Source organism: Lentzea sp. HUAS12 (genome assembly GCF_024125735.1).
Taxonomy (GTDB): Bacteria; Actinomycetota; Actinomycetes; order Mycobacteriales; family Pseudonocardiaceae; genus Lentzea; species Lentzea albida.
On sequence record NZ_CP099738.1, the window covers coordinates 7,332,957 to 7,346,013 of the forward strand.

General features: G+C 71.0%; 12 protein-coding genes. 8 read left to right on the forward strand and 4 right to left on the reverse strand.

Going from position 1 to position 13,057, the window contains the following annotated elements:
• Nucleotides 1–6: 6 nt before the first annotated feature.
• The 4 genes from ND450_RS34010 to ND450_RS34025 are packed head-to-tail and all read left to right on the forward strand — an operon-like array spanning nucleotide 7 to nucleotide 4,165.
• Nucleotides 7–378, forward strand: a complete 372-nt coding sequence (locus ND450_RS34010; protein ID WP_253322399.1) for a transcriptional regulator — start codon at nucleotides 7–9, stop codon at nucleotides 376–378.
• 15 nt (nucleotides 379–393) lie between these two features.
• A complete protein-coding gene (locus tag ND450_RS34015; protein ID WP_253322400.1) occupies nucleotides 394–1,662 on the forward strand; it encodes a PPE domain-containing protein in 1,269 nt (422 codons plus the stop codon).
• Complete coding sequence (locus ND450_RS34020) at nucleotides 1,659–2,465, forward strand: ESX secretion-associated protein EspG (protein WP_253322401.1); 807 nt, start codon at nucleotides 1,659–1,661, stop codon at nucleotides 2,463–2,465. Before ND450_RS34015 ends, ND450_RS34020 begins: the two co-directional genes overlap by 4 nt.
• A 56-nt stretch (nucleotides 2,466–2,521) precedes the next feature.
• Complete coding sequence (locus tag ND450_RS34025) at nucleotides 2,522–4,165, forward strand: glycosyl hydrolase family 28-related protein (protein ID WP_253322402.1); 1,644 nt, start codon at nucleotides 2,522–2,524, stop codon at nucleotides 4,163–4,165.
• On the opposite strand, the gene ND450_RS34030 is transcribed toward ND450_RS34025, so the two are convergent.
• The gene (locus ND450_RS34030) at nucleotides 4,160–5,848 is read right to left on the reverse strand and encodes an FtsK/SpoIIIE domain-containing protein (RefSeq protein ID WP_253322403.1); all 1,689 of its coding nucleotides are present in this window, start codon (nucleotides 5,846–5,848) and stop codon (nucleotides 4,160–4,162) included. The two genes, ND450_RS34025 and ND450_RS34030, sit on opposite strands and share 6 nt — an antisense overlap.
• Nucleotides 5,845–7,506: a hypothetical protein gene (locus tag ND450_RS34035; protein WP_253322404.1), complete on the reverse strand. Its 1,662-nt coding sequence runs from the start codon at nucleotides 7,504–7,506 to the stop codon at nucleotides 5,845–5,847. Before ND450_RS34035 ends, ND450_RS34030 begins: the two co-directional genes overlap by 4 nt.
• Nucleotides 7,507–7,595: 89 nt before the next feature.
• Between ND450_RS34035 and ND450_RS34040 the strand changes: the two genes are divergently transcribed.
• A complete protein-coding gene (locus ND450_RS34040) occupies nucleotides 7,596–7,943 on the forward strand; it encodes a sterol carrier family protein (protein WP_371927798.1) in 348 nt (115 codons plus the stop codon).
• Nucleotides 7,944–7,950: 7 nt separating this feature from the next.
• On the opposite strand, the gene ND450_RS34045 is transcribed toward ND450_RS34040, so the two are convergent.
• Both ND450_RS34045 and ND450_RS34050 read right to left on the reverse strand, forming a co-directional pair.
• Entirely contained in the window at nucleotides 7,951–9,921 is a 1,971-nt protein-coding gene (locus tag ND450_RS34045; RefSeq protein WP_253322405.1) for an alpha/beta hydrolase, read from the reverse strand.
• Complete coding sequence (locus ND450_RS34050; RefSeq protein WP_253322406.1) at nucleotides 9,918–10,241, reverse strand: type VII secretion target; 324 nt, start codon at nucleotides 10,239–10,241, stop codon at nucleotides 9,918–9,920. Before ND450_RS34050 ends, ND450_RS34045 begins: the two co-directional genes overlap by 4 nt.
• 95 nt (nucleotides 10,242–10,336) lie before the next feature.
• On the opposite strand from ND450_RS34050, the gene ND450_RS34055 reads away from it, so the two are divergent.
• The 3 genes from ND450_RS34055 (at nucleotide 10,337) to purF (ending at nucleotide 13,039) form a co-directional block, all read left to right on the forward strand.
• The gene (locus ND450_RS34055; RefSeq protein WP_253322407.1) at nucleotides 10,337–11,083 is read left to right on the forward strand and encodes a maleylpyruvate isomerase N-terminal domain-containing protein; all 747 of its coding nucleotides are present in this window, start codon (nucleotides 10,337–10,339) and stop codon (nucleotides 11,081–11,083) included.
• Nucleotides 11,083–11,385 carry a hypothetical protein gene (locus tag ND450_RS34060; RefSeq protein ID WP_253322408.1) on the forward strand — a complete coding sequence of 101 codons (303 nt, stop codon included), beginning with the start codon at nucleotides 11,083–11,085 and terminating at the stop codon, nucleotides 11,383–11,385. The genes ND450_RS34055 and ND450_RS34060 overlap by 1 nt, the downstream gene beginning before the upstream one ends.
• 127 nt (nucleotides 11,386–11,512) lie before the next feature.
• Entirely contained in the window at nucleotides 11,513–13,039 is a 1,527-nt protein-coding gene (purF, locus tag ND450_RS34065) for an amidophosphoribosyltransferase (protein ID WP_089918742.1), read from the forward strand.
• Nucleotides 13,040–13,057: the final 18 nt, after the last annotated feature.

Below are 13,057 nucleotides of genomic sequence, written 5' to 3' on the forward strand. Positions count from 1 at the left end.
TGTGCCGTGTTTCTCGCGGATGGTGGAGGTGGCGCGTCGTCGCCGCCCCAGTTCGGTCAGCGCAAGCTGAAGGTGGACCCGTCAGCGATTCCACAGGCAAGAGCCGCCTTCGAGAAGGCGCTGGACGAGTTCGACGGCAAGCTGACCGACGCCGTGGCCGACCTCCCCACGAGGCCGTGGGCGGAAGACCCGATCAGCGACGAGACGTCCAAGAAGTTCAACCAGCAGACGAGCGACAAGGCGCTGGAGGCGTTGACCGCCTACCGCAAGCAGCTCGTCGGCGTGATCGACCAGCTCAAGGCGATCGAGCAGCAGTACATCCTCACCGAGGGCGACAACGCCGCGATGTGGGGCAAGCACCTGCGTGACCAGGCCTGAGAGGGGGACTGACCGATGACTGACCACCGCTTCCAGGGGTACGGGCACCCCGAGCTCTACAACATGATCAACTCCGGTCCCGGCGTCGCCGCCTCCATCCCGGTCGAGCAGGGCTGGAAGAGGGTCGCCGCGACCCTCAAGCAGATCGACGACGACCTGCACGCCGGTCTGGCGAAGATGGGCGCGGACTGGGAGTCCGACGCCTCCGACGCCGCCCAGGGCGCGCTGTCGCCGCTGGCCGAGTGGGCCGGTTTCGCCGAGACCGGCGCGACGACCATGGAGTCCTCCGCGCGCCTGCAGGGCGAGTACATCGCCGACGCGCGCAAGAAGATGCCCGAGGTCGTCCCCGTCACGACCGAGAAGCCCGGCTTCCTCGACATCGCCGCGGGCGCGCTGACCGGTCCGGTCGGCATGGCGCACGTCGTGAGCCAGCAGGTGGACCACGAGCGGCAGGAAGCCGCCGCGGACAACGCCGCCGCCCAGGCCGTCAAGGTCATGGAGGACTACCAGTCGGACAGCCGCTGGAACTCCTCGACGCTCGGCGAGTTCCCGACGCCGCCGCAGGTCGTGATCGACACGCCGCCTCCCGCCGACACCGGCACGGGCAGCACGCGCGTCGGCTACAGCCAGACCGGTTCGGCCGGTCCCTCCGGCACCGGCACGACCACCCCGTCGTGGGCCACGCCGGTCTCGACGACGACCCCGCAGCAGCAGGTCTCGACCGGCTGGACCCCTCCGCCGACCGACACCACGCACACCTCGTGGACGCAGCCTCCGACGACGACGCCGCCTCCCACGCACACCCCGCCTCCCACGACGCTGCCCAACCCGGGCCAGACCCACAACCCGACGCCGACGCCTCCCGGCGGTCCGGTGTTCACCCGACCCGGCCTGACCGGTCCCGGTGGCCCCGGCGGTTCGGGTGGCGTGCGCGGTGGTCAGCTCGGCGCCGGTGGCGGCAAGGCGTTCGGGCCGATGTCCGGCTCGCTCGGCTCCGCCGGCCAGCAGGGCGCGATGAAGCCCGGTGGCATGCCCGGCGGCCTGTCCGGCGCCATGGGCTCCGGTCCTGACGCGATGCGCGGCGGTGCCGCGGGCGTCGGTGCGGGCGCGGGCAAGGGCGGTGCGGCCGGTGCCGGCATGGGCGGCGGCGGTGCCCACGGCCAGAAGGGCGAGGGCGAGGACGACATCGAGCACAAGGCGGCCGACTACCTGGTCGAGACCGACGACGTGTTCGGCGACGAGCGCATGGTCGCGCCGCCGGTCATCGGCGGCCTGTCGGAGTGAGCCTGTTCGGCGCAGCAGCGGAGAGGGAGCCGATCACCCTCTCCGCCGAGGAGTTCGACGTCGTGTGGGAACGGATGGACGTCGGCCCCATGCCGCTCGTGCTGAAGGTTCCCACCCCCGGCAAGACGCGCGACGAGCGCATCCAGCTCGAGAACCGCGTCTACCAGCAGCTGGACCACCGGCGCCTGGGCAACTCGCGCGGGCTCTCGTCCCAGCTGGAAGGGCTCCTGCGCCTGTTCGTGAAGCCCGAGAGGGAGGCGGACGGCCGCCTCTGGCTCGGTCACAGCCTGCGCGTCCTCGCCGTGGCGAACGGTGACTGGGGCGCGCTGGCGACGTTGCGGGACGACCAGCTGACGTTCCAGCCGTGGGCGGGCTCCGGGCTCGCCTCGGCGGTGCTGTCCGTCCTCCCCGCGCACCCCGCCGGCACGGGCATGTCCGTGACGCTGCCGAGCGAGGACATCGAGAAGGCGATCGCGAAGACCGACGGCTCGCCGAAGTCGATGGAGGCCGCGTTCCGCGGCATCGGGCTGCGCGAGGACGACGCGAAGGCCCTCGTGAAGATGTTCACCGGCCTCGTGCACACCGGGAACTTCGGCGCGGCCGCCCGCGACAAGTACGGCAAGCGCTGGCGCCCCGAGCGCGTGGTCGCGTTCTTCGACACCGAAGAGGGCCGCTACCTGCAACAACGGCGTGCCTCGAACGGTCAGCCGCCGTGGAGCACGTTCACGCCGACCGACGCGCGCCGGATGATGCACCAGGTCGACGAGCTGATCGCCGAAGCGAGCCGTTCCGCGGGCGTCTGACGTCTGGTTTGATCTGATCACCGCCGCCGTGGCCAAGACCCCTTGGAGACGGCGAAATGAGCATCGACAGAAGGTCGTTCCTGCTGGCTACGGGAGCGGCACTGGTCGGGACGTCGACGATGACGGGGACTGCCTCCGCGCAGTCCTCCGCTTCGCTGTGGCAGGAGTTCGTTGCCGACCCGTTCGACCACCCGCAGATCCCGAACGTCGCCTACGCCGGCTACCGCACCGGTGAGAAGCCCGCCCGCCGGCCCGTTCTCGCGAACGTGCTGTTCTTCGGCGCCCGGCCCGACGGGTCGGCGGACGCCTCCGCCGCGATCAACAAGGCGATCGAGTTCGTCGGCAGGCTCGGCGGCGGCACCGTCCACGTGCCACCGGGCCGCTACCGCATCGACGACGTCGTCCGCATCGGCTACGACAACGTCGTGCTGCGCGGCGCGGGCAGCGGCAGGACGACCTTCTACGCGACCAGGTCGCTCGAGGAGATCGTCGGCATCAACCGCAGCCGGTACGGCTCGGAGAACTCGGCCTGGAGCTGGTCGGGCGGCCTCGTGTGGGTCTGCCACCGCGACCGGTACCAGCCGCTGGTCGACGCGATCAAGGCGCGCAGGTGGCCGTTCGAGGGCTGGACGGGCAACGAGCTGGAGCAGGGCTCGACGCTGACGGCCGTGACCGGTTCCACCGCAAGGGGTTCGTTCGTCGTGACCGTCGAGAACGGACGGTCGTTGCGGGCGGGCCAACGCGTGCTGCTGCGGCTGGACGACTCGGAGTACTCGCTGCCCAAGCACATGTGCGGCGACGTCCCCGGCACGGCGAGCTACCGCTGGGACGACAAGGACAAGCTCCTGTCGTACTTCCCGTTCCTGTGGCCGGTGCGCGTGGAGTGGGTGCGCGGCAACAGGGTCAAGCTCGCGCAGCCGTTGCCGCTGGAGATCCGCCCGGAGTGGAAGGCGCGTCTCACCACGATGGCGCCCGTGATCACCGGTGCCGGCGTCGAGGGCATCAAGATCGAGATGTTCAATGTGCCGACCCCGAAGCACCTGCAGGACAAGGGGTACAACGGCCTCGCGTTCCAGTGCGCGTGGGACTGCTGGGCCGACGACGTGCACGTGCAGGACGTCGACAACGGGTTCCTCCTGGTGTCCTCCAAGGGGATCTCACTGCTGAACACCCGCGTCTCCGGGCGAGGCCACCACCACGCGTACGCCGTGCGCGAGCAGTCCCACGACAACCTGACCGACGGCTTCATGATCGAGGCCCCGTCCGAACCGTCGCAGGCGGGCGCCGGCAACCACGGCCTGAACGTGGAGGGCCTCTCCTGCGGCAACGTCTGGACGCGCGGCCGGATGGACCACGACGTCTTCGACACCCACCGCGGCCTGCCGTTCGCCAACGTCCGCACCGAGATCACCATCAACAACGTGGGCGCCCACGGCGGCAGCGCCAACGCGGGCCCGCTCTACGGCGCCCGCTTCACACACTGGAACGTCACCGTCACCAACCAGCGGGCCGGCAACGTCCGCATCGACCAGGTCGCGCCGTGCAGCGCCACCGTGGCGATCTCCGAGGTCCGCGACTTTGGTCAGGTCGACAAGCCGGACTTCACCGGCGACCTGAACTCCCGCCTGGAGCTCTACGGCACGACGTCCGTGGTCCCGCGCAACCTCTACGACGCACAGCGGAAGCTGCGCCGCTCATGACTCGGCCATCCTGATCGGCAACGACCACACGACGTCGTTCAGGTCGGTGGGGAGCACGACCCTCTCCACCGACCTGCCGATCCGCCGCACCCAGCCCCGCTCGGTGAACTCCAGCCGGTACGAGCCGTGCTCGCCTGGTACCGCATCGCACAACAGCAGGTGCTGGCCGTAGGTGCGCCCCGCCGTGGCCAGCGTCCGCAGGACCTCGGCGAACTCCGGGCGTTCCTCCAGCAACGCCTGCACGCCGTCGACGCAGACCAGCAGCTCGGGCAGGACGAGCCCGGCGGCCCGGTAGTCCCAGATGTTGCGGAAGTTGTTGTGCGCCAAAGTCCTGGTGCGTTGCTCGTGATCCTCCAGCAGGTCCACGATGCCGTGCCGGATGTGCGGTGCGCCGTCGATCCCCGCGAACACACCGCTGCCGTGGAAGTCGACGAGGACGACCTGGAGTTCGTCCGGCGAATGCCGTGCCATCAGCCCGAGCACCAGCGCCCGAACAGCTTCAGCCCGTTTGTCAGCGGGCGCGATCACCTCGCCGTGCGGCCCCATGCCGTCCTGCAGGTGCTTCGACTTGAGGTCGATCTCCACCGGCTGTCCGTGCTCGTCCACGCCGACCGGCACCCGGTACTGCAGCTTGACCGGTCGCGACCGCCACGCGTGCCTGTTCGGCATCTCGTGCAGCGCGAAGAAGCCGGGCGCGGGTTCGTCCTGGTGCATCAACGCCGGCAGATCCCGTGCGGCCTCGTCGAGGTTCGCGGGCACCAGGCAGTCGCCGACCACCAGATCGGCCAGTCCGCTCGGCCCGTCGAGCAGGAGCTGCACCCCGGACTTGCCGACGTCCTGCGCGACGGCCTCGAACACCTCCGCGCCGATGTCCCCGAACCCGCTCACGCACACCAGGAGCTGCGGCAACACCTGGTCGAAACCCCGGTGGTCGAAGACGGTCCACGTGTTGCCGACGACCTCGAGCCGGCGCTCGGACTCCTCGACGAGCAGGTCGGCGATCTTGTGCGGATCCCGCGCCACGTGCCGATGACGTGCCACGACGTGCGGAGCCCGGTCGAGCCCGTCGAACACGTCGGAGTCGTGCGCGTCGATGAACCACGCCTGGAACAACTTGGGCGAGTGCGTCGTCATCAGCCCGAGCACCAGACTCCGGAAGGCCTCCCGCCACGGGACGGCCAGGTGCGACCCGGTGCGCCACTTGCCGTCAGCGAAGTGCGTCAGCTCCACGACGACCGGCGCACCGCTCTCGTCAACACCGACCGGAACCTTCCACCACCGCCCCTTCCACGCGAGCGCCTTGGTGAACCGCGCCATCCCGTGCAACGACAGGAAGTCCAGCACCTCGACCCGCAACGGCAACCGCTCCGGCAACTCGTCCAACGCACGAGCCGTGACGATCACCCGCACGTTCCACGAGGCCGCCGCGATCCACCGCACGGTGTCGGCGAGCCCGGGATCGTTGTCACAGCAGTACTTCCAGTCGTCGACCAGCAGCGTCGCGCCGGGTTCCGCACCGCGCTCGAACCAGGCCAGCAGGTTCTGCCGCCGCCGTTCGTCACCGGGCTCGAAGCTCACCGCGACACCCGGCACCTCACCCCGGCCGATGCGGTAGAGCCCTGGCACCGCGGCGATCCGGCGTGCGACGAGGTCCGGCGGACCGACCAGGCCGAGGTGGTTCACGGGAGGGCGATCTGGGCGTGGAGACGGCCGGGCAGGGAGAGGCCGAACCCCGGCCGGTCCGGCACGCGGGCGGCCTGCCGGGCGTCGACCAGTGACGTGGCCGGGTCGTCGAGGCGGAACTCGACGGCGAACGCCAGGCTGTTCCTGATGAACGGCGGCACCTGGTCCCAGGAGCGGGCGGTGACGACGATGTGGCGTTGCGGGTCGAGGGGTTCGCCGGGGCCGTCGAGGAGCTGGTAGCGCTCGGGGTCGCCGAGGACGGTGCCGAGCGTGCGCAGGGTCGTGCTCTTGCCGGTGCCCGGCTTGCCGACGATGGCGCCGTGGCGCCGTTCCTGGGTGAAGGTGGGGACCAGGACGTCGCGGCGTTGCTCGGAAGGCAGGTCCACGAGGCCGATGGCCCCCGGCGGGAGCATGTCGAGCGACAGGCCCGAAGGGGACGGAGGTGGCGGCACGTCCACTGGTCGTGCCGCGTCCACTGGTCGTGCCGCGTCCACTGGCCGTACCGCGTCCACCGGCGGCACCAACTCCACTGGCTGCACCACCTCCCCCACCACGTCCGAAGTGGACGGACGCGGCGGCAGGGTGAGCTTCTGCGTGGCCTGGAACGCCCCGGCCGGTGGCTGGGCGAGCACGTGCGCGGGCGGGCAGGTGCCGGCGAGCGCCGGCGGCAGGACCTCGGCCCACTCCTCCAGGTCGTACGGCGGCACCGCGGCGGGCCAGGCCGGGATCTGCGCCGGCAGCGGAGCGGCGAGCCCGTCGCCGGAGTAGAGCAGGTGGACGCCGAGCTCGTGGCCCGCCCCGCTGAGCGACTGCAGCAGGCCGCGGTAGGCGGGGCACCGTTCCACCAGCGTCTCGGGGCTGTCCACGCACACCATGAGGGCGGGGAAGGGCTCGCCCGCCTGCCTGAGCCGGCGCCGGCGGTCGAGCTCGGCGGCCAGACCGTCGTGGAACTGCTGGAGCACTTCGTCGTCGTCCTCGCCCGACAGCGCGCACGCCACGTGCGGCGCCGTCTCCAGGCCGTCGAACAGCCCGACGTTCTTCATGTCGAAGAGCGCGAAGTTCAGGTCGGCCGACGAGTGCGTGACCATGAGGCCCAGCAACGCGCTCAGCAGCTTCTGCTCGCGGTCCGCCGGCCGGCCGAGGCAGGCGGCGAGGGTGCTGTTGACGTCGATGTAGACGGGCCAGCCGCGGGGGTCGGCGCCGATGGCGGCCCTGAGGTCGCGGCGCTGGTACCTGTTGCCCAGGTCGGGCTCGATCTCGTGCAGCGCCAGGAAGTCCGTGGCCTCGCCGTGCAGGTGCCGCCGCAGCCGGTCCGGCACGTCCGACCACTTCCGCGCCGTGACGACGACCTGCACGCCCCGCGCCGGCCCGAACGCCGCGATCCACTCGACCGTTCTGTCCAGCTCGCGGTCGAGGCCCGCGCACAGGGCCCAGTCGTCCATCAGCAGCACGGCACCCGACGGCGCGCCGCGCTCGAACCAGTCCAGCAGGCTGCGGCAGCCCGGCGCGTCGGCCGGGTCGAAGGTGGCCGAGACGGGCAACGGGTCCGCGCCCCGCCCGATCCGGTACACCGAGATGTTCGGCGCCGCCGCCAGCGCCGTCGTGAGCCGCTCCCTGGTCGCCTGCCCGGGACCGACGACGGCGAAGTTCCTGATCACGGCCCCAGGTATACCAACAGCCCCCGGAGCGCCGCCGCCCCTTCGCTAATGTGGGCGGCGTGCCAGCCAAAGCCGTCGACCCCGCCGAGATGCGCGCCGCCGTGCAGGCCGTGCTCCCCTGGTTGCGCGGTGAGGCTGACCAGCCAGAACGTCCTGTGCTCGCCGCGGCGGTCCGGCTGAGCCTGCGCACGCTCGAGCAGATCGCGCCCGGCCGCAGCGTCGAGGTGCGCGTGCCGCCGTTCGCCGCGGTGCAGTGCGTCGAGGGCCCGCGCCACACCCGCGGCACGCCCCCGAACGTCGTCGAGACCGACGCCCGCACGTGGCTGGAGCTGGCCACGGGCGCCCTCGGGTGGGACGCCGCCCTGGACGGAGCCCGGGTCACCGCGTCGGGGACCCGAGCCGACCTCTCACCGCTGCTGCCGGTCGTGAAGTTCTAGAGAACGTCTAGAACCAGGACCCGATCGTCTTCGCCACGCCACCGACGCCCTCGACGACGTCCCGGCCCAGCTCGACCGCGTTGCCGACGGTGTCGACCACCACGTCACCGACGTCGCTCGCCACCTCGCCGACGGTGTCCACCGCGTGCCCGGCCGCGTCACCCCAGCGGCCGTTCGAGATGTCGTCCACGACCTGACCGCCACCGCGCCAGAGGTCCTCGCCCATGTCGACGACCTCCTTGCCGGTGTTGACGCCCCAGTCGATGACGGGACCGACACCGGGCAGGTTCGAACCGGGCACCTCGACGGGCTGCGGCGAGTCCTGCCAGCGCTGCTCGGTGACGCTGCCGCCCTCGCCGTTCGCGATCTTGGCGATGTTGTCGAGGGACTCGGTGCCCTGGTCGTAGTAGGACGAGTGGGCGTGCCCGATCCACGACTCGCCGGACGTGCCGAAGGTCTTGGCGCCGAACGAGGAGTCGTAAGGGCCGGTCGACGAGCCGTCCTTGGTGAACCAGTCGCCGCTCGTGGCCTGGATGACCGGGTCGTGCTCGGTGCCACCGACGTAGACGTGGCCGGCACCGGCGGAGAGCTGGTCGACGTGGGACGCGCCGACGCCCGGCGAACCCACGAAGACGATGTCGTCCGCCTTCAGGCCGTTGTCCATCGCGGAGTAGCCGACGACCGTGCTGCCGTAGCTGTGGCCGACCACCGTGACGTGGGCCCCGGGGTTGGTGACGCGGTAGCCCTCGACGTCCTTCGCGAGGATCGCGCCTCCCTCGCGGGCCTGCGCGGGGTCGTTCACCTGGCCGGGGAGGAACTCCGGAGCGTCGTAGCCGAGCCACTGGATCGCGGCGCCGTCCTGACCCATCTTCGCGCTGAGGTTGGAGGCCTGGTCGAGGCCGAAGCTGCTGAGCGTCGACGTGGTGCCGGGCACGCACACCGCGAGGTTCTTCGCCGTGTCCGGGTTGCCGAACGCGACGGCGATCGCGCCTTCCTTGGCGCCGGCACCGTCCGGGCTCCAGGCGAGCACGTAGGCCCGCTTGCCGGTCTCCTCGCTGAGCTGCCCGGCCTTGTCCAACGCGCCGACCGCGTCGTCCGCGTTCTTCGCCCGGCGAGCCGCTTCGTCGTACTGCGACATCAGCTGCGAGCCCTGGGCGTCGTTGCGCAGAGCGCGCTGGCCCTCGGACGAGTTCGGGTCGACGCCGAGCTCGCGGGCGCGGTCGGCGAGCTGCTGCTGGAGCCGGTCCTTCTCCGCGTTGAACCGCGCCGCGTCCTCGGGGATCCGCCTGCGGTTGGCGTAGTCGAGCACCTCTGCGGGCAGGCCGCGGAGCTGGCCGAGCTCCTGGTACTTCGTGTTCTTGAGCGCTTCCTGCTGGTCCTTGCTGAGCGACTTCCACCAGTCGGCGACGGCCTTGGGGTCGGAGCCCGGCGGCGGCACCGGCGGCAGCGCGCCACCAGGAGCACCGGCCTGGGCGGCGCGGCTCCAGCCGCTGTCCGACCGCGCGGCCTCCTCGAAGCCCGGCGGGATCTTCGTCAGCGCGCTCGCGTAGGAGCGCAGGACGTTGTCGTAACCCGACTTCACGTTGTTCAGCGCGTTGTTGACCTGGTTCGCGAGCTGACGGGTCTGCTCGGCGTCCAGACCCGGCGGACGGCCGCGCCACACGCTGATCGCCTGGTCCGCCGCGCCCCTCATCTGACCGTAGGCGCGCGAGGCGGCCTGGACGATGTCGACGCCCGCGCCGAGTCGTTCGGCGGCGGCCTTGGCGGCGTTCGCGGACAGCTGGGCCCTGGCGGTGAACTTCGTGGCGGCGTCACCGGTCCAGTTGCTGACGGCGGTCTTCCCGCCGTTGGCGACGGACTCGCCCGCGCGGCCGACCGCGCTGATCGCACCGGTGATCGGGTCGGCGGCGGCAGCGATGCGGCCGACGTCACCGGACGCGAGCCGGCCGTACAGGCTTTCGGGATCCGTGAAGCTCACTTGCCGCCCCCAAAACCGCTCAGAAGCTTCTTCAGCACGGACGCGTGCTCGTCGTCGGTGCGCTGGTAGGCCTCGGCGTTCGACACGAGACCCTCCGCGGCATCGGTCATCCACGCGGAGCCGCGCTGCAGGTCCTGGGAGTGCGTGCCGACGAACCTCGCCAGCGCGTCCGCGAACTCCGCCGCGGCGTCGACCTCGCCGAGCGCGCCCGCGTCGAGCCGGAGCATCGAGATCATCTCGGCCGCCTCGCGCACCGCGTCGGAGCCGTTGCCGAACTCCTTGGACGCGTCGCGCAGCAGGTCTGGCTCAACGCCGAACATCGCCACCCCCGTGTTGGTCCTCGATCACTGCGACGCAGCTACATCATCACCGGTTCCCCTCTCGCGCGATGAACGTTTCGGGCACGATGTGGTTCATGGTGCAGACAGGGTGGACGGCTCAGCGGTGGACCGCTGTGTTCATCGAACAGGCCGAGATGTTCCGCAAGGCCGTCGTGGAGGCCGACCCGGCGGCGCAGGTGCCGACGCGTCCCGGCTGGACCGTCCAGGACCTGGTCATCCACCTCGGGCGCTTCCTGGAGACCTCCACCCCGTACCTGCGCACCGGCAGCCGCACGGCGCTGCGGCCGCCGCCTCCCCGGGCAGGTCTGTCGCCGCTCGAGTACCTCGACCTGCAGATCACCGCCGCCGCGGAGATCCTCACCGCTGTGCCGGGGAACAGGCCCGTCTGGACGTTCTCGCCCGCGGCGCCCGACCTCGCGTGGGTGTGGCACCGCCGGATCGCGCACGAGACCGTGTTGCGCCGGTTCGACGCGCAGACGGTCGTCCGCGGGGTCGTCGCCACCGACGCCGACCTGTGCGCCGACGGCATCGACGAGGTGCTGACGACGATCGTCGCGGCCCAGCTCGACGGCGACGTGCCGAACCCGGTGTCCGGCACCGCGACGGTCCGGCCGACGGACGTGCCGGAGTCGTGGCTGATCTCCCTGAGGCCCGGCGAGGTGCCGGAGGTCCGTGCCGCCGCCCCCGGTGAGGAGGGTGACGCGCAGGTGACCGGTGAGGCCGAACTCGTCTACTTCTGGCTCTGGAACCGCATGAACCTCAAGGAGATGACCGGCGACCGGCGCTTGCTGGACGTCCTCCAGGTCGGACGGGGGCACTGATGCGCGCACTCGCGATCGTCTTGCTGGGCTGCCTCGCGCTGACCGCCTGCGGTGACCAGAGGTTCGAGGGCGACGTCAGGTTCAAGGTCACCAAGGCGGACTCCGAGGGGTACGACCTCGTGCTGGCCGGGAAGCAGCCCGCCGACATGATCAGCGACTGGTACTCGGGCCGCGTCGCCGCCAAGGACTTCGTGGAACCCGTCGCCGTCGGTGACGAGGTGGTCTGCCACGTGGTGCAGGAACGCGTCAACGAGAAGCACATCTCCACCCGCACCCAGACCACGAACTGCAAAAAGGTGTGATGCGGACGCTCAACGGGTGCGGGAAGGCCTGAAGTGGGCCGAAGGCATGAGTTTCATCACCTCACCAGGGGTCTGAGGGGGGTCTACCACGTGCTGCGCCACTTACACTCGGGTTGCAGCCAGCCCCATGCCTGAGGGAGCCAATTCGGTGGTCGACGACCATTCCCAGTCCGAACAGGAACCCCGTGAGGAGTGCGGCGTCTTCGGCGTCTGGGCTCCCGGTGAAGACGTCTCGAAGATGACCTACTACGGCCTCTACGCCCTGCAGCACCGCGGGCAGGAGGCGGCCGGCATCTCGGTCGGAGACGGGACGCAGGTCGTCGTCTTCAAGGACCTCGGTCTCGTGAGCCAGGTGTTCGACGAGCAGGTCCTGCAGTCGCTCAAGGGCTACGTGGCCGTCGGCCACTGCCGCTACTCCACCACCGGGTCCACGACCTGGGAGAACGCGCAGCCCACGTTCCGCACGACGGCCACCGGAAGTGCGCTGAGCCTCGGCCACAACGGCAACCTGGTGAACACCGCCGAACTGCTGGAGAAGGCCGAGGGCCTCGGCATCAGCAGCCGCAACGGCGCGACGACCGACTCCGACATCCTCACCGCGCTGCTCGCCCACGCGGCGGCGGACAAGGGCATCGAGCAGGCCGCGCTGGAGCTCCTGCCCACGGTCAAGGGCGCTTACTGCCTGACGTTCTCCGACGAGTCGACGCTGTACGCGGCGCGCGACCCGCACGGCGTCCGCCCGCTGGTGCTCGGCCGGCTGGAACGCGGCTGGGTCGTCGCGAGCGAGACGGCGGCGCTGGACATCGTCGGCGCGAGCTTCGTGCGCGAGGTCGAGCCCGGTGAGCTCATCGCGATCGACGAGGACGGCCTGCGGTCCACCCGGTTCGCCACCCCCGAGCCCAAGGGCTGCATCTTCGAGTACGTCTACCTGGCGCGCCCGGACACGACGATCGCCGGCCGCGGCGTGCACGCCACTCGCGTCGAGATCGGCCGCCGCCTCGCCAAGGAGCACCCGGTCGAGGCCGACCTGGTGATCCCGGTGCCGGAGTCCGGCACGCCCGCCGCCATCGGGTACGCCCAGGCCAGCGGCATCCCGTACGGGTCGGGCCTGGTCAAGAACGCCTACGTCGGCCGGACGTTCATCCAGCCGTCGCAGACCATCCGCCAGCTCGGCATCCGGCTGAAGCTGAACCCGCTGCGCGACGTCATCCGCGGCAAGCGCCTGGTCGTCGTGGACGACTCGATCGTGCGCGGCAACACCCAGCGCGCGCTCGTGCGCATGCTGCGCGAGGCCGGTGCGCTCGAGGTGCACGTGCGGATCGCGTCGCCGCCCGTGAAGTGGCCGTGCTTCTACGGCATCGACTTCGCCTCGCGGGCCGAGCTCATCGCGAACGGCCTGGACGACGACGGCATCCGCCGCTCGGTGGGCGCCGACTCGCTCGGGTACGTGTCGCTGGAGCAGCTCGTCGCGGCCACCGAACAGCCCAAGTCGCGGCTGTGCTCGGCGTGCTTCGACGGCGACTACCCGATCGAACTGCCGCAGGACGCGCTCATCGGCAAGCACCTGCTCGAGGGCCTCAAGGGCGTGTCGGGCTCGGCCGCTCCGGTCCTGCCCAACGGCTATGGTGCCGAAGACGCTTTGCGTCGCCCCTGAGCACCCGATATCCAAGTG